General features: G+C 55.6%; 11 protein-coding genes. 4 read left to right on the top strand and 7 right to left on the bottom strand.

The window, feature by feature from the left end; all coding sequences use genetic code 11:
- Positions 1-1011 carry a diguanylate cyclase gene (locus tag IGS16_RS15180; protein WP_297086801.1) on the bottom strand — a complete coding sequence of 337 codons (1011 nt, stop codon included), beginning with the start codon at positions 1009-1011 and terminating at the stop codon, positions 1-3.
- A 442-nt stretch (positions 1012-1453) separates the two neighbouring features.
- Here IGS16_RS15180 and IGS16_RS15175 point away from each other — a divergent pair, with 442 nt between their 5' ends.
- A complete protein-coding gene (locus IGS16_RS15175) occupies positions 1454-2680 on the top strand; it encodes an ABC transporter ATP-binding protein (protein WP_297086799.1) in 1227 nt (408 codons plus the stop codon).
- 68 nt (positions 2681-2748) lie between these two features.
- Here the strand turns inward: IGS16_RS15175 and IGS16_RS15170 are convergent, their stop codons facing one another.
- On the bottom strand, positions 2749-6183 hold the full coding sequence (locus IGS16_RS15170) for a PAS domain S-box protein (RefSeq protein WP_297086797.1): 3435 nt from the start codon (positions 6181-6183) through the stop codon (positions 2749-2751).
- A 421-nt stretch (positions 6184-6604) separates the two neighbouring features.
- Between IGS16_RS15170 and carB the strand changes: the two genes are divergently transcribed.
- Entirely contained in the window at positions 6605-9904 is a 3300-nt protein-coding gene (gene carB, locus IGS16_RS15165; RefSeq protein ID WP_297086795.1) for a carbamoyl-phosphate synthase large subunit, read from the top strand.
- A 339-nt stretch (positions 9905-10243) separates the two neighbouring features.
- On the opposite strand, the gene IGS16_RS15160 is transcribed toward carB, so the two are convergent.
- The 4 genes from IGS16_RS15160 to cobS form a co-directional block, all read right to left on the bottom strand.
- Positions 10244-10432 carry a hypothetical protein gene (locus IGS16_RS15160; RefSeq protein ID WP_068508000.1) on the bottom strand — a complete coding sequence of 63 codons (189 nt, stop codon included), beginning with the start codon at positions 10430-10432 and terminating at the stop codon, positions 10244-10246.
- A 926-nt stretch (positions 10433-11358) separates the two neighbouring features.
- A complete protein-coding gene (locus IGS16_RS15155) occupies positions 11359-12009 on the bottom strand; it encodes a response regulator transcription factor (RefSeq protein ID WP_172356211.1) in 651 nt (216 codons plus the stop codon).
- A gap of 253 nt (positions 12010-12262) precedes the next feature.
- Positions 12263-12706, bottom strand: a complete 444-nt coding sequence (locus IGS16_RS15150; RefSeq protein WP_297086792.1) for a ferredoxin — start codon at positions 12704-12706, stop codon at positions 12263-12265.
- 244 nt (positions 12707-12950) lie between these two features.
- Positions 12951-13709, bottom strand: a complete 759-nt coding sequence (gene cobS, locus IGS16_RS15145; RefSeq protein WP_297086790.1) for an adenosylcobinamide-GDP ribazoletransferase — start codon at positions 13707-13709, stop codon at positions 12951-12953.
- A gap of 585 nt (positions 13710-14294) precedes the next feature.
- On the opposite strand from cobS, the gene IGS16_RS15140 reads away from it, so the two are divergent.
- Positions 14295-14753 carry a hypothetical protein gene (locus IGS16_RS15140; RefSeq protein ID WP_316787525.1) on the top strand — a complete coding sequence of 153 codons (459 nt, stop codon included), beginning with the start codon at positions 14295-14297 and terminating at the stop codon, positions 14751-14753.
- Between the two features lie 18 nt (positions 14754-14771).
- Complete coding sequence (tgt, locus tag IGS16_RS15135; protein WP_297086787.1) at positions 14772-15881, top strand: tRNA guanosine(34) transglycosylase Tgt; 1110 nt, start codon at positions 14772-14774, stop codon at positions 15879-15881.
- A gap of 46 nt (positions 15882-15927) precedes the next feature.
- On the opposite strand, the gene IGS16_RS15130 is transcribed toward tgt, so the two are convergent.
- On the bottom strand, positions 15928-16917 hold the full coding sequence (locus IGS16_RS15130; RefSeq protein WP_297086905.1) for a M48 family metallopeptidase: 990 nt from the start codon (positions 16915-16917) through the stop codon (positions 15928-15930).
- Positions 16918-17098 lie beyond the last annotated feature (181 nt).

The raw sequence follows: 17098 nt of genomic DNA, 5'->3' as shown, positions 1-17098 counted from the left end.
TTAGGAATCTGGAGTCGCCACCATAATGCGATCGCGCCCAGACTGCTTGGCTCGATAGAGCGCCTGGTCAGCAGCGGCAATCAGTTGGTCGGGTTCTCCGTCAAGTTGGGGAATCAGCGTGGCAATGCCCTGGCTCAGCGTGACAATCGGTGCAGCGGACGAGGCGGCATGGGGCAGCGCCAGCGCTTTGATACTTGCCTGAATTTCCTGGGCGACCTGCTGCGCTCCCTCGCTGGCGGTGTTGGGCAAGATCACCGCAAATTCTTCGCCGCCGTAGCGGGCTACCAGATCTACGGCGCGTTTTACGGCAGCGTCAATCACCTGGGCCACCTGTCGGAGGCACTGATCGCCCTCTTGGTGTCCGTAGACATCGTTGTAGGCCTTGAAGCAGTCTACATCGCAGAGGATCAGCGAGAGGGGCTGCTGTTCGCGCAGCATGTGCTGCCATTCTTGCAATAAGTATTCATCAAAGCGGCGGCGATTGGCCACCTGGGTCAGTCCGTCAGAATTCGCAAGACGCTTTAGTTCCAGGTTAGCGGCTTGGAGGGCGGCTTCGGCGGCCAGGCGATCGCGCATTTCCTGTTGCAGCCGTTCGTTTTGCGCCTGGAGTTGCTGCTGGAGTCGGCGCAGGGTGAGGTGCGTTTCGACTCGTGCCACCACTTCCTGTACATGAAAGGGTTTGGTGATGTAGTCCACCCCGCCTACAGCAAAGGCTTTTACTTTGTCTACGACCTCGCTGAGGGCGCTGACAAAGATGACAGAAATATCTCGCGTGCGCTGATCCGACTTGAGCTGTTCGCAAACCGTAAAGCCGTCCATTTCGGGCATCGAAATGTCGAGCAGCACCACTTCGGTTCGCGTAGCGCGGGCGATCGCCAATCCCAAAGCCCCGCTGTTTGCAGCTCTCACTTCATACCCTCTGCGCCGCAGCAAGCTGGTTAACAACTGTAGATTGGCGGGTGTATCGTCCACAATCAGAATATTAATCACATCGACATCGGGTGCTTCCATGACAGACCCGTCAAGCTTATTGCTAAAAGACTCTGCGTTAGATTTTTTCAAATGCCCTCTGATAAACTACTAGAGCTTTCAGACAAGATTTAGCCTCTTGAGCGCAGGATACCGGAGAAATAAACCATTTTGCTGTCTGATGGGGAGCGATTCAGCATGGGTCTGTTGCAGTCGTAGGGGGTTTAATCTGCTACAGCATTTTCTTGCGGGATGAGGCACATGCTGCCCTCACGAGGCAAGGGCTTATTGACCATCCGTGTGCCTCACCAGCTTCAAAAATGCTGTATCGAGACCGTGATTGTATATTCCCTCATTCCATAGAGTTCCCGATAGTCTGTGTGAGTTTGCCATAGACTGTTTAAGTTCCTCGTATCTGTTCCGCTTCGTTCCTCAAATTCAGTTCATTTCAATCGCACACGCTCTAGGAGTCGATAGAACTACGGTGGCTCAGGTTGTCTTAGAAAATCTCTACAAAAGCTTTCAGAAGGGCAAAGCTGAGGGCGAATCCCAGGCGGGTTCGTCGGCGGTGCTGCGGCGCATTAACCTGACCGTGCGCGATGGCGAATTTATGGTGCTGGTGGGGCCGAGCGGCTGCGGCAAAAGTACGCTGCTGCGGCTGATTGCGGGGCTGGAAACGGCAACTGCTGGGAATATTTATGTGGGCGATCGCCTCGTCAACCCGTTGCCGCCCAACCAGCGGGATATTGCAATGGTGTTCCAGAGTTACGCGCTCTATCCCCACATGACGGTGTATGACAATCTGGCCTTTGGGCTGCGCCGTTCGGCCCGCGCTCTGACGGAACCTGCTGACACTCCGTCCTGGTGGCAAGACTGGCTGGTGGCGGCGACTCGTCCACTGCCCAAGGGGTTGCGCTACGTGACCGAGCGCGAACGGGCGATCGCCCAGCGGGTGCAGACCGTGGCCCAAATGCTGCAAATTGAACCCTTGCTGAACCGCCTGCCCAAGCAGCTTTCTGGCGGGCAAAAGCAGCGAGTGGCGCTGGGGCGGGCAATGGCGCGAAATCCGCAGGTGTTTTTGATGGACGAGCCGCTGAGCAACCTGGACGCCAAGCTGCGGACTGAAACCCGCGCCCAGATTGTGAATCTCCAGCGCAAGCTGGGCACAACGACGATCTACGTGACGCATGATCAAACAGAGGCGATGACGATGGGCGATCGCATTGCTGTACTGAATGCGGGTCAGATCCAGCAAATCGCCACGCCGCTGGAGCTATACAACCGTCCGGCGAATCGATTTGTAGCAGAGTTTATCGGGTCGCCGCCGATGAACTTTTTGCCCGTGCAGGTGCAGCCGCCGCTGGTCATTGCCCATCCCCAGTTCCGCATGACGCTGCCCGAAAGCTGGGAACTGCTGCTGCGACCCTATGCAGGGCGATCGCTCGTCCTGGGCATCCGGCCCGAACACCTCAACCTCAGCCTACCTGCTCCGAAAAACCTGCCCGGCCGCGTCCGCCGTATCGAGGCGCTAGGAGCCGACACCTTTCTCAGCGTCAGTATTCACGAACCGGGCAGCGAGGAACCCTGGCTGCAAGTCCGCATTGAACCCGATCGCGCCGTTGCGCCTGGGGATGAGGTGTGGCTGTCGCTGATGCCTGATAAGCTGCACCTGTTTGACCCCGATACGGGCGAAGCGCTGCGGCCAGGATAGCGGCTCCGCAGGCAGCCCAGAAGCCTGCGTTCCAGAAGGGCGCGATGGCGGGGCGACGGATGGGGCGGCTAGCTGCTGGACTGTTCGCTGCTGGGGCGATTCCCGTGGAGATCGCTTCGCAAATCGCCCGACTCAACTGCCTTGATTTGTTTCAATGGAATCTTAATCACAAACTCTGCCCCGTTGCCCGGTTCAGAGTGGCACTCTAGCGTTCCGCTGTGGCGCTCGGTCACAATCTGGTAGCTGATCGATAGCCCCATGCCCGTGCCCTTGCCAACGGCCTTGGTGGTAAAGAACGGGTCGAATAGCCGCTGCCGAACGGCTGCGGGAATGCCAGAACCATTGTCAGAAATGCGGATAAACACCCACTGCCCGTTGAGCAAATCGGTGCGAATCTTGATGCTGGGTTTACGTTTTTTGTCCTGAAATGGGCTGTTGGGCTGGGCCATCGCCTCTTCAAGCGCATCGATGGCATTGCTGAGAATGTTCATAAACACCTGATTGAGCTGTCCTGCATAGCACTCAACGTGGGGCAAATTGCCGTATTCCTTGAGGATGCAGATTTCGGGGCGATCGCTCTTGCCCTTGAGCCGATTTTGCAAAATCATCAGCGTGCTGTCGATGCCGTCGTGAATGTCTACGGATTTGAACTCGGCTTCGTCCATGCGGGAAAAGGTTCGCAGCGACGCGACGATTTTTTGAATGCGCTCTGCCCCAACGCGGATAGAGGCAATGAGTTTGGGCAAATCTTCCAACACAAAGGGCAAGTCGATGGCCTCAGCCTCGTCCTGAATTTCGGGATGGGGGGTGGGATAGTGCTTCTGATACAGGTCTAGCAGCCCCAGCAAGTCTTGCGTATAGCCGCTGGCATGAGACAGGTTGCCGTAGATAAAGTTCACGGGGTTGTTAATTTCATGGGCTACGCCGGCCACCAGTTGCCCCAGGCTGGACATTTTTTCGGCTTGAATCATCTGCGACTGGGTGCGCTGAAGCTGTTGCAGCGCGTCCTGGAGTTCTTCGCTGCGCTGGCGGAGGGTGGCTTCGGAGCGCTCTAGCTCTAGCTGAGCCTGCTTGCGCTCGGTGATGTTGCTCATTACACCCAAAATGCGATAAGTTTTACCCTCGACATCTTTTAGGGGAATGCTGTGATCCTCTGCAAAAATGTAGCTGCCATCCGCACGAGCGAACCGGTATTCAGCATGGTAAGGTGTATGCCTCTGGACTGCCTGCTCAATTAGCATAGCAACTCGGGTTCGGTCATCTGGATGTACCCTTTCCAAACACCTATGTAGATTGACTTGCTGAAATTCCTCCGGCGTGTTGCCAGTCATCTGGGCGATCGCCCCTGCCCAGCGAATTTTTCCGCTTGCCAAATCATAGTCATAGATCAACTGCCCGGTTTGCTCGGCCACCAAGCGGAATCGCTCCTCGCTCTCTCGCAGCGCCGCCTCGGCCTGACGAAACTCACGGATGTCGCGCATTACCGTAGATAGGTAATCGACCTGCCCTTCGGCGTTTTTGTGGGCAATAATCAGTTGCGAAACGGGAATCTCTTCACCAGTTCTGTCAAGCACAGCCGTTTCGCCCAGCCAGGTGCCGTCTCGCAGTGCTGCGGGAATGCCCTCGGTCATGATCTTGCGATTGGCCCAGTCAGGATGCCAACTTGCGATTCGCTGTTCGCTGACGACCGCATCGTCTGGCAGACCGGCAACTTGCCGAAACGCACGGTTGAGGTATAGGGAGGTGCCATCAGGGGCAGCGGTGCCAATCAGGTCGGGACTGGCTTCTAGCAGGTCGATCAAGCGCGATCGCTCTTGCTGCATCTGCTTTTCGCGGGTGATGTCGCGGGCGGTGCCTGTGATGCCCAAGACGTTCCCTTGGTCGTCGCGCAACACCGCCGCGCTGAAGAGCAGCGTCACCCGCTGACCGTCCTTCGTAAGATACACCGACTCGTGGTTCAGCACCGATGTCCCAGAAACCACCCGGCGAAAGGTTTCCCGATCTCGCTCTAGCTGGCCCGGTGCCAAAAAGTCGCTAAAGGGACGACCGAGCATTTCTTTAGGCTCGTAGCCCAGAATGGCGCGGGCGGCCGCATTTACAAAGCTAAAGCAGCCTTCGCGATCGCACGACCAGATTAAATCCTGCGACGTTTCTACCAGCAGTCGATAGCGGTTTTCACTGGCCGTCAGCGCATCTTCGGCGTTGCGGCGGTCGGTGATATTAATCGTGGTGCCAATGATACGATAAATCTGCCCTTCCGAATTGCGAATTGGCGACAGGGTGGTGTCAAACCACTGGATATCGCCATCGGGATAGCGAATCCGCTCTTCGTAGGAAATTGAGATGCCCGCTCGAACACAGCGCTCGTAGTTTTTCTGAAAGCCTCCGGCTTGAACCGGGTCAAAAATTTCTGCCAGCGTCCTATTTCTAAAGGCTTCCTGGGGAATGCCCGTGATGCGAGTCAGTGTGGCGTTGCAGTCTACGACTCGAAACGCTCCCTCTGGGCTAACGTCAACCACAAAAATGCCCTGCTCAGTGCCGTTGTAGATGCTGCGGAGGAATTGCTCTTGCTCCCTGAGTTCGGCTGTGCGAGCTTCGACCCGTTCTTCGAGTTCTGCCTTGGCCTGCTCTAGGGCAAGTTCTGCCCGTCGCCGATCGGTAATGTCACGGGCTGTCACAATGATGAAGCGCCGGCCCTTGGCATCTTGAAAGCACGTTTTTCGATCGAGGATGTAGCGGACTTCCCCATTAGGCAGCGTGGCAGTGTGTTCAGCTAGATATTCTTCTCCGGCTACTAGTATGTGTTGATCGACCTGTCGCAGGCAATCGGCTTCTGCGGCTGGAAACAGGTCATAGTCCGTTTTGCCAATGATTTCACTGCGATCGCGCCCAAGCTGCCGACACAGCGCATCGTTGACCAAGACAAACCGAAACTGCTCATCTTTGACCACCATTAGGTCGGGGTTGCCGTTGATCACGCTGTCGAGAAATTTTTCTGAATCTCGCAGACGCTCCTCAGTTTGGCGGCGATCGCTCACATCGCTCACCATTGAAATAATGCCAATTACCTCATCGTTGGAATTCACCAGTGGTGTGTTAAACCATTCGCAGGTAATGGTGCGGCCATCTTTAGTCTGGTTTTCGTTAATGCTATGAGTCCCGCTCTTTTGGTTTAAGATCTGCCTCACAATTTCGTTGACCAGATCAAGCTGGGACTCTGGCAGGATGAATTCGTTGGCGTTGCGTCCCAAGATTTCCTCAGCGCTGAACCCAAAAATTCGCTCTGCGCTGGCATTCCAGCTTATGACTTTGAGATCGGTGTTCCACTCAATCACGGCCATCGGGCTGCGGTCAATCAGAAGCGATAGCTTTAGTTCCAGATCGAGTGATGCCTTGCAGGGGTCAGATTGGGCTGGTTTGGGTGGTTTACTGAAATCTTGAACGGAGGGATAGGCTGGCTGGCTCGGCTGAAACCCCTGAGATTCGGAAGGCTGGGAGGTCATAACTGGCTGCAAAAGTTAGGCGAACAAAGCGTGAGAGATTTAGGAAGATTCAGGGCTAGGTTGACTAGGGGCGCCGGAGAGGGCGCTGGGGGCGATCGCCTTAAGGTACGAAGTAAATGATCCTAAAGTTAAGAAAACTTGCTACTCAGAATTCCCAAATCGATTGACCAATTCACCTTGAGCCTTACGGAACAATTGAAATCTGTCTATGGGCATAAGGCTGGCAAAAATTTGGACTGACGGCGTGATTTGGGCTGCGGGGTGCTGCCGGAATCTCCACAGCCTCTGCCCAACTGCTCAGCGTTCGAGGCGGGCTAGGTGACCCGCTGACAGATCTGGAGATGATGATAAAAGCACAGTCTGTTTTGCGAGAAACCTTCTACAATGTTTTGGATTTCCGCTAGTTCCCCAGGCTGCCGCTATGCCCCGCCGTACTGATATCCGCAAAATTCTTCTAATTGGCTCTGGCCCCATCGTCATTGGGCAAGCCTGCGAGTTTGACTATTCTGGCACCCAGGCCTGCAAAGCGTTGCGCGACGAAGGCTACGAAGTGGTGCTGATCAACTCCAATCCGGCAACCATCATGACCGACCCGGAGACGGCCGACCGCACCTATATCGAGCCGCTGACCCCAGAAATGGTGGAAAAGGTGATTGAAAAGGAGCGTCCCGATGCGCTGCTGCCGACGATGGGCGGCCAGACGGCGCTGAACCTAGCAGTGGCGCTGGCCAAAACCGACGTGCTGGAGCGCTACAACGTAGAGCTAATCGGCGCAAAGCTGCCTGCTATCGAGATGGCGGAAGACCGCAAGCTGTTCAAGGAAGCAATGGCGCGGATTGGTGTGCCCGTGTGTCCGTCGGGGTTGGCGCAAACCATGAACGAAGCGAGGGCGATCGCCCAGGAAATCGGCTCCTATCCGCTGATTATCCGCCCCGCCTTTACCCTCGGCGGCACGGGCGGCGGCATTGCCTACAACCAGGAAGAATTTGAGGAAATTGCTCAGTCGGGTCTAGATGCCAGCCCGGTGTCACAGATTCTCATCGAAAAGTCACTCTTGGGCTGGAAGGAATACGAACTGGAGGTGATGCGCGACCTGGCAGATAACGTTGTGATTATTTGCTCGATTGAAAACTTCGACCCGATGGGCGTTCACACGGGCGACTCGATCACCGTGGCTCCGGCGCAAACCCTGACGGATAAGGAATACCAGCGCTTGCGAGATGCGTCGATCAAGATCATCCGCGAAATTGGGGTGGAAACGGGCGGGTCGAATATTCAGTTCTCTGTCAATCCTGACACGGGCGAGTTCATCGTGATCGAGATGAACCCCCGCGTGTCGCGCAGTTCGGCGCTGGCTTCCAAGGCGACGGGCTTCCCAATTGCCAAGATGGCCGCCAAACTGGCGGTGGGCTACACGCTCGACGAAATCCCCAACGACATCACCAAGAAAACGCCCGCTAGCTTTGAACCCACAATCGACTATGTGGTGACGAAGATTCCCCGGTTCGCCTTTGAGAAATTCCCTGGCTCTCAGCCTGTGCTGACCACGCAAATGAAGTCGGTGGGCGAAGCGATGGCCATTGGGCGCACGTTCCAGGAATCGTTCCAAAAAGCGCTGCGATCGCTCGAAACGGGCCGCGCGGGCTGGGGCTGCGACAAAAACGAAAAACTGCCCAGCCTGGAGCAAATTCGTGCGGGTTTGCGGACTCCGAACCCGGATCGGGTGTTCACATTGCGCCACGCCATGCTGATGGGCATGACGGTGGAGGAAATCTACGAACTCACTGCGATTGACCCGTGGTTTCTCGACAAGCTGGCAGAACTGCTGGAAACCGAGAAATTCCTCAAGCGCACGCCGCTGCTGCAAATTACTCAACCGCAAATGCTGGCGATCAAGCAGCAGGGCTTTAGCGATCGCCAAATTGCCTTTGCCACCAAAACCAGCGAAGACGAGGTTCGCGCTTTCCGCAAGTCTCTGGGCATTGTTCCCGTCTACAAAACCGTAGACACCTGCGCCGCCGAGTTTGAAGCGCTAACGCCCTACTATTACTCGGCCTACGAAACGCCTGTCGAAGTGGTCAATGGAGACGCAGGTTCGGAACAAGCCGCCGCAACCGAGTCGGAGGTCTTGCCCTCAACCCGGCGCAAGGTGATGATCTTGGGCGGCGGGCCAAACCGCATCGGGCAGGGCATCGAGTTTGACTATTGCTGCTGCCATGCGTCCTTTGCGCTGCAAGCCGAAGGGTTTGAGACCATCATGGTCAATTCCAACCCGGAAACGGTTTCTACGGACTATGACACGAGCGATCGCCTCTATTTTGAGCCACTCACCAAAGAGGACGTGCTGAATATCATCGAAGCGGAGCGGCCCGCTGGCATTATCAACCAGTTTGGTGGCCAGACCCCGCTCAAGCTGGCCCTGCCGCTGCAAAAGGCGTTGCCCACCTGCGACTCGCCGCAGACCCAAATCTGGGGTACGTCGCCCGACTCGATCGACACCGCCGAAGACCGGGAGCGATTCGAGAAAATCTTGCGGGAGCTAGAGATTCGCCAGCCCGCCAATGGCATTGCCCGCAGCACTGCCGAAGCGCTGGAGGTGGCTAAGAAAATTGGCTATCCCGTGGTGGTGCGCCCCAGCTACGTGCTGGGCGGTCGGGCGATGGAAATTGTGTATTCCGACAAAGACCTGGAGCGCTACATGACCTACGCGGTGCAGGTCGAGCCAGATCATCCCATCCTGGTGGATCAGTATTTGGAAAACGCGATTGAAGTAGATGTGGATGCGATCGCCGATGCCACTGGCCAGGTCGTTATCGGCGGCATCATGGAACACATCGAGCAAGCGGGCATTCACTCTGGCGACTCTGCCTGCTCGATTCCCACCGTCACCCTCGGCCCTGACACGCTGGAAACCATCCGCACCTGGACGACGAAACTCGCTAAAGCACTAAACGTTGTCGGTCTGATGAATGTACAGTACGCCATCCAGGGCACGGTCGAGGGCGATGTAGTCTACATTTTGGAAGCCAACCCCCGCGCCTCGCGCACCGTGCCCTTTGTGTCTAAGGCGATCGGCAAGCCCCTGGCCAAGCTGGCCTCGCTGGTGATGTCGGGCAAGACCCTGGCGGAGCTAAACTTCACGCAGGAAATCATTCCCCAGCACATTGCGGTGAAAGAGGCCGTGCTGCCGTTTTCCAAGTTCCCCGGCACGGATATTATTCTCGGCCCCGAAATGCGCTCCACGGGCGAAGTGATGGGCATCGACACCGACTTTGGCAAAGCCTTTGCCAAGGCAGAGCTAGCGGCTTCGCAGGTGTTGCCGCTGGGGGGCACGGTCTTCGTTTCGATGAACGACCGCGACAAGCAGGCTGCTGTGCCTGTGGTGAAGGATTTACAGGCCTTAGGGCTGCACGTTGTGGCGACGGAGGGGACTCGCCGCGTCCTCAAAGAAAATGGACTGGATGTGGATCTGGTGCTGAAGGTGCATGAGGGTCGTCCCAACGTGATGGATTCCATCAAAAACCAGCAGATTCAGCTTGTGGTCAACACGCCCCTGGGCGAAACGGCTCAGGTGGACGATCGCGCAATTCGTCGCACTGCCCTGTCTTATAAAATTCCGGTCGTCACCACGATCGCCGGAGCCAAGGCCAGCACGGCTGCGATTCGCTCCCTCCAGTCCGAGCCGCTGGAGGTCAAGGCGCTGCAAGACTACATGAGCTAGCTGCCACGTCGAAACCGTTGCGCTAGCAAGCTGCTCTAATTGAAAGAGGTCTTGAATCGGGATTCCAATTCAAGACCTCTCGTTTTTATATCTGTCTATGCCCTGCGCTTCTGGAGAAGCGGCCCAGACGCTTGCAATTTCCTGGAACACAGGAGAACCGAGTGAGCCATCTACAAACTCGCATTACAATTTGCAGGAATTTGTAAAAGTAGTGTGAACTCTGGCAGGAACGGCTTTTCTAGAGGGCGATGAGACTTGTATGATTCAAACTCAGCGTAGACATCAAAGTGAAATTAAAACAAACACTACTGCGGAGTGCCATCCCTTAGCCTCAGTTCTCTACTTTTCGACCGTCTCTTGGTGAAGAGTTTCCGCCTGGTCTTCTTCGGGGAAATAGGTGTCTACATCCCACGGATCGTCTGCCACAATGTCTTGACGAATCCACAGTTTCAGGCGATGCCACAGGCTTGGCTTTCGACCTGCCTTTTGATTTGGAAAGAGGGTGTTGCTAGGGGTGTTTGAGTTCATGGTTAAACGTGAGAGTGTCTGAACTTAGAGCGGGACTTCTCGAAACTGTCTTAGAAAGTTCAGCTTAGAGAGTTCAAAGAGCGGTCATTGAATCTTCTGAGTCTTAAATTCTGAGTCTCAAATGTTGGATGCTAGACCAGCGCACCATGCGAGAACTCGCCCTTCAGAGGATCTGTGAGCGCCTTAGCGAGATAAACCTATCTGCGGCGGCTGAAATGCGCCTTTAGCTTCTCGCAAGCTTAGCCAGCCAAGCCAGGGACTAAACCGCTGATCTGACTGCACCCATACGTTAGACCTCTTTAGACTTATTCTATCTTTGCTAGGTTTGACCGGACAAAACCAGTCTGTCCAAGCAAAACTGTCGGAACGCAGCCTGTAGACGCAGCGTTTAGCCAGTTTCGATGCGTTTCAAAAACAGCGCTCAGCACTGGCCACTGAAAAGAATCAGCGGCAAGGTGCTGATTCTGTCGTGCAAAGTGCCTAAGCAACCGCACGACCTGTAAATGAGTGACCCAGACAACATAGCGAAATCAGCCTGCTGTTGAACGGTCACCAAGCTGGACAAGCTTGGCGGGCGATCGCCAGCGGCTTCAGTCATCATAACCAAGACCAGTAGCAACACTGAAGGAAGGCGTAGTGATCGAAACTTTTAGTATTAAGCAGAGTTTATTTTGGGATGTCAAGCAAAACTCGTACTTCTACGGTTGAGATTCGTCGTCTTCATCTGTTCTTTATACTAAGCCCACTGCATCAGTCCTTCTGCTGCATGACTTTCAGAAGCAGCACTGGTTTTCCATAAAAAACATTAAGAAAATCTCACTTCGGTCATGAAATCCGCAAAAAGCAAGTACGGCCGCCTTCCGATGGCGACCGTACTCGAAATTGAAGGCTTATAAGTTAAAGACCTACAAATACCAACCTAAAAGCTACGCCATGCTGTTTTCGATCGCCCAGCGAGCCAGTTCAGTGCGGTTGTGGAGTCCTGTTTTGCCCAGCATGTTGCTGACGTGGCTTTCAATCGTTCTCTGGCTTACGTTCAGCTTCTCGGCAATTTCTCGGTTTGCCATGCCCTGGGCGACAAACTGCACCACCCGCAGCTCGGTCGGCGTTAGCTCAACATCGAAGGGCACCTGAATTTTGGGGGCGCTGTCCAGCCCTTTGTCTTGCCGCTGAATCAATCGAGAGGCTTGCTTGAGAGAAGACTCTACCTGGGCCACCAGTTCTTCTGGCTCGAAGGGTTTCACCATATACACGTCAGCGCCAGTGTTCAAGCCCTTGATTTTGTCCTGGCTCTGCCCTTTCGCAGAAAGAAACAGCACTGGAATCCAACTTGTGCGCGGATCTTTTCTAACTTGTTCTACTAGCGAGTAGCCGTCCATCTGCGGCATCATCACATCGCAGATGATCATGTCTGGTGTCTCTTTTTGCAGCACTTCTAGCGCTTCTTGACCATTTTCTGATGTGATGACCTCATACCCCCGAAACTCTAGATAATCCTTCACGAGCAAAATGAGGTTTGGGTCGTCGTCAATTAATAAAAGTCGCTTGTGCTCTCCCACACTGGCTTCCTTTGTCATGCTACATCACTCGCCATGCCTGAGTTGAGATGAATCGTGCTAATAAATAATACCCAGTAGATCCACAGAGCGCACAGTAGAGTGCGAAAAGAGTGCGAAATCTAGCCCAAGAACCTGAAGAAATTTTGTGCTGCCCGACTTTGCGCCGAAGTCAAGGCGTTGTGAAGACATTTAGCCCTTCAGTAGACCTGTCTACATCATACTGAGTGCAAGCGGGAAATCCGCATAGTTAAGCAATGTTGAAATTAATAGATTAATCTTTGCTTTCTGACTGTAGCGCGTTCAGATTTGGTCTGCCATGTGTTTTCAATTCATCAGATGTGGAAGGTAGCGGGTGAACTAGGAAGGCGTAGTCCTGAACGATTTGATTGCCAAGCAGGTGCTTCTGGATGATTTCTTCAATCACGGTTGGGGTGGCGCTGTGATACCATACCCCGTCGGGATAGACCACCAAAATGGGGCCTTGCTGGCAAACTCGCAGGCAGTTGGCTTTAGTGCGAAAAACGCAGGTGGGGCGATCGCCCGTGGGTTGGTCTAGCCCCAATTCCTTTAGCCGCTTTTTTAGATAATCCCACGCCACCAGGCTGTCGCCCTTGTCGCAGCACTTGGGCACGCTCTGATCAGCGCAGATAAAGACGTGGCGCTCGATTTGCGGCAGATGGAGCGCGGCGACACAGGTAGAGAGGGGGGTAGTCATGGGAGGGACGGTTAAGGGGGATCGAGGGACAAGGGGTGAGAGAGGGAAAAAACGAAAAACGAAAAACGAAAAACGAAAAACGGAACCTCTTCGTTCTTCTCTCTTCATTCTTCTCTCTTCGTTCTTCTCTCTTCGTTCTTTCTCTTCGTTCTTCTCTCTTCATTCTTCGTTCTTCTCTCTTCGTTCTTCTCTCTTCGTTCTTCTCTCTTCGTTCTTCTCTCTTCATTCTTCGCTCCAACACTCCTTAAGCTAGGGTACACAACACCAGCACCAGCGCCTCTGTCCATTCCACCACTGCGCCGTAGGTGTCGCCTGTGTGTCCTCCCAGGCGGCGGTGAAACCAGGCAGGAATGAGGAGGGCGATCGCCCCAGCACCCAGTCCTAAAATCAGGCTCCAGCGCCACGGGTCAGGATTTGCCAGAGCGGGGGAGAGGCTGAGGCTGAGCAGCAGCAGTAGGCTGGGTAGGGTGTGGGCAAGACTAGGCAGCGCGGCTTTGTGAAAGGCCCCTTTGCCAGCGGGTTTGAGATAGGGATAGCGGGCGATCGCCACCTGCTGGCTCCAGCGGCCCCAGCCAGCCGCCAGCGTGAGCAACAGCAGGCGCGGCAGGGCGGGTTCCGCCAGATCGGTCAGGGCGGCGGTTTTGAGCAGGAGGAGGGCGATCGCCGCCATCACGCCAAACGCCCCGGCACGGCTATCAGCCATCACCGCCAGGCGACGCTGCGGATCGAGAACGGCCAGCCCGTCCGCGGTGTCCATCGCACCATCTAGATGCAGCCCACCCGTCACCCCCACCCATAGCCCGACCACCACCACGCTGCGGGTTAGCACGGGCATTCCCAACTGATGCAAACTGGCATCCGCCAGCCCCAGCAGCGCCCCAATTAGCAGACCAACCACGGGGGCCATGCGGGCGACTTGCGGAAAAGCGGGGTGCATCCAGTTGGGCACGGGCAGGCAGGTGTAGAAGGCGATCGCCCCTGCCAGCGTTTGCGCCCTGTTCACAACCGCTGTGCTTAGCTTAGAAAACCCCTGACTCAAGCCACTTGCCCCCTTCGCTCAGCCTGTAGACAAGACAATCAATACCTGTGGATAGCACATTTGATCTAGAGCCGCATCAGCCATGATGCTGACTCACATTACTCAAGCCACGCCATACTTTAGGCAGTTCCGCTTAACCACATAAAACCTGCATAAAACCTGCATGAAACCTACATGAAATCTAGCGAGGTAAGGAGCAAACAAGTGTCAGGCTTGAGAACTGTCAAAGTTGACACCAAAAATTACGCTAAAAATGGTTCAAGCTGGCTGTGAGTGACCATCCCAAGATTCCCACTCCCGTCAGGCTAGGAATCTTGAGATATGATCTACTCAGGCTTAGTCGGGTTTGCTGAAATATTGCCAGATTCACCGTTTCACTGGCTATGGCTCCCGGCTATGGCGGATTTTCTCACTCTGGGCAACTGTTCTCAGGGCTTTACGTTTCTCTCTGTCTCTGGTCTAGGCTGCATGGACGCAGCCACCTCGCTGTTCCAGTTCCTTTAGCCCACTCCAGATTCGGATTCTGGTGCGATCGCAGGTTTTCTTGTTATGAGTCACGATTCACCATCCAGTAACCCTCGACTTCCGGCCCCTTGCATTGTGGACACGGGCATCCTGGTCAACAAGCAAGACATGCAGCGGCTCCTGGCGGATCTCCATCAAGTCCGCTACTGCTACATTCAGGACGGCATCCCTGGCAGCGAGTGCGAAGGTTATGTGATGGAAGTTTTTTCTGATCCCCAATGTTCTAGCCTGGTGGCGAACCACACGCTCTATCTCAACGTCCAGAGCTTCGATTATTTGCAGATGTCTCAGTTGCCAGAGGGCGAAGCCTGCTTTGACTTGGTGCAAGACAATCGCCTGCTGCGGCTGGTGCCCCTTTCCAACCCGCTGGATGACCAAAACTGCCGCAGGCTAAACGCGGCAGCCCTAGAAGCAGTGGTCACGGAAGTCTTGTCTGCCGGATGGGATGTCCGAATTGACGACGAAGAAAATTTCTCAATGTAGCGGGCGCTAGAGCAGGTCTTGGGCAGTCATTTTTCGTATACGTGTCAGGCGCGATGCTGCGTCACAAGGGCGCGGGCAGGCGTGTTTCATACGCCCCACGGTGTGGTTGAAACGCCCCGATTTATGCCCGTGGGCACGCTGGCCAACGTGAAAACCGTCACGCCCGCCCAACTGAGGGGCACGGGCGCACAGATGGTGCTGGCAAACACCTATCATCTGCACTTGCAGCCGGGGGAAGATCTGGTGGCCGAGGCAGGGGGGCTGCATCGGTTTATGGGCTGGGATGGGCCAATGCTGACGGATTCGGGCGGGTTTCAGGTCTTCAGCCTGAGCGAGATGCGCCAAATTTCCGATGAAGGCGTGACCTTTCGATCGCCCCGCGATGGCAAGATTATCCAGATTACGCCAGAGCGCTCGATTCAAATTCAGAACGCGCTGGGGGCCGACGTGATTATGGCATTTGACGAGTGCCCGCCCCACCCGGCGACTTGGGACGAGGTGAAGCGGGCAACCGATCGCACGATGCGCTGGCTGGAACGGTGCTTTGCGGCCCACACCCGGACGGATCAGGCGCTGTTCCCGATTGTGCAGGGCGGTGTGTATCCCAATTTGCGGCAGGAAGCGGCCGAGGCGATCGCCCGGTTTGAGGCATTCGGCTATGCCATCGGCGGCGTGAGCGTTGGAGAGCCGCCGGAACTGATTGAGAAAATTGTGCAGGTGACGGCTCCGCTGCTGCCAGAAGACAAACCGCGCTACCTGATGGGCGTGGGCACGCACAAAGAAATGGTGCGGGCGATCGCCGCTGGGGTAGATCTATTTGACTGCGTGATTCCCACTCGGTTGGCGCGACACGGTGCGGCGCTGGTGCAGGGCGATCGCTGGAATTTGAAAAACAACCGCTTTCGCCGCGATTTCACGCCGCTAGACGATACCTGCCCCTGCTACACCTGCCAAAATTTCACCCGCGCCTATATCAGCCACCTGCTCCACGCCCGCGAAATTCTGGCGTTTACACTCATCTCCATTCACAACATCACGGAACTGGTGCGCTTTACCCAGCGGATTCGAGAGGCGATTTTGGGCGATCGCTTTGCTGTGGAATTTGCCGAGTGGCTGGGGCACGGTTGATTTTAGATTGGGGATTGGGGATTGGGGATTGGGGGTTCAAGCCCTGTTATTCTGAGCGCGATCGCCGGATGCGGTCAATTTCTCGCTGCAACTCTGCCACTTCGCGCCGCAGCCGCTCCACATCGGCCTCGCCCGTGGACGATTCACTGCTGGGGGATGGCGGCTCTGCGTCCACCGTCGGCTCTCCAGCGCGGCGATAGTTGCCTGCGCGAATCTGGTGCAGTTCTTCCGATTCCGACCATTCCTTCAGAAAATGCACCCGCTCCACGGTGAACGGATGGGTCTGGAAAAAGCCCTGCGACAGGTTGTTATACAGCAGAAACTTGTAGACCTGGTTAATGCCGTCTTGATCCAGATTTTGGTAGCGCTCCGACTGGCGCGAGAATTCTTCCAGGCTTAGCTCATGGGCATAGCGACTGCTGCCGCCCGCCAGCTTCATCATGTTTTGCAGCACGGGCTTTACGTCGTCCATCACCAGCAGCGCCGCCCGGTCGGCCGAAAGTTCTGCCTTCCGCAGCCATTCGTAAAACGCCAGGATTAGCCCCGTACTGACGAGGCTGCTCAGCCCAAAGGTCATCTCAGCCAATCCCGATGCAGCGGTGATGACCCAGCTTGCCATCTGCGTCAGCGTCGTGTGTCCACATTTCAGATGCCCCAGTTCGTGAGCCAGCACCGCTTTTATCTCAGCCTCGTCACTCAGGTCAAGCAGGGCCGTGCTTAGCACCACGCAGGGCCGCTCTTGCCCCAGCGCGTAGGCGTTTACCATCGGCGATTGGGAGACAAACAGCGTCGGCTCTGGCGCAATGTCGAGCGATCGCAGGCATTCCCGAAACATCTGAAACAGCGTGGAATATTGCCGTGGCCCTACCTCGATGGCATTGCCCAACAGAAACACCTGGCGCGGCCGTTCGTAGACAAATTCCACGAAGCGCCGCGCTACCAGGTCAAACCCTGGCACGCTGCGGAGGGCTTGCTCGGCCTGCTGATCGAGCGGGTGACGGAAGGCTTCGCTGGAGATTCCGGGATAGACGGGCATAGGAACCAGTTTGGAGGATAAGGATTGAGGAGTGGACGTAGCCTGCTGAACCTCCGCTACTCTAGCGGCTGGCCGCCGCGTCTGGGGAAGCATGAAGCTTCTCTTAAACTTTATGGTGGCTTCCTGGCTCAAGGCCAAGTTTTTTTGTTAAAACTGGTGTTCAGTAGTCCAGCGAATTAGT

It is taken from the genome of Thermoleptolyngbya sp. C42_A2020_037, from assembly GCF_015272455.1.
Taxonomy (GTDB): Bacteria; Cyanobacteriota; Cyanobacteriia; order Elainellales; family Elainellaceae; genus Thermoleptolyngbya.
The sequence above is the reverse complement of the archived record's forward strand: the minus strand, read 5'-3'. Positions and strand labels throughout refer to the sequence as shown.

Coding starts and splice junctions, on each gene's coding strand:
- IGS16_RS15180 (WP_297086801.1), bottom strand. CDS start 1,011: ATGGAAGCACCCGATGTCGATGTGATTAATATTCTGATTGTGGACGAT.
- IGS16_RS15170 (WP_297086797.1), bottom strand. CDS start 6,183: ATGACCTCCCAGCCTTCCGAATCTCAGGGGTTTCAGCCGAGCCAGCCA.
- carB (WP_297086795.1), top strand. CDS start 6,605: ATGCCCCGCCGTACTGATATCCGCAAAATTCTTCTAATTGGCTCTGGC.
- IGS16_RS15160 (WP_068508000.1), bottom strand. CDS start 10,432: ATGAACTCAAACACCCCTAGCAACACCCTCTTTCCAAATCAAAAGGCA.
- IGS16_RS15155 (WP_172356211.1), bottom strand. CDS start 12,009: ATGACAAAGGAAGCCAGTGTGGGAGAGCACAAGCGACTTTTATTAATT.
- IGS16_RS15150 (WP_297086792.1), bottom strand. CDS start 12,706: ATGACTACCCCCCTCTCTACCTGTGTCGCCGCGCTCCATCTGCCGCAA.
- IGS16_RS15140 (WP_316787525.1), top strand. CDS start 14,295: ATGAGTCACGATTCACCATCCAGTAACCCTCGACTTCCGGCCCCTTGC.
- IGS16_RS15130 (WP_297086905.1), bottom strand. CDS start 16,917: ATGCCCGTCTATCCCGGAATCTCCAGCGAAGCCTTCCGTCACCCGCTC.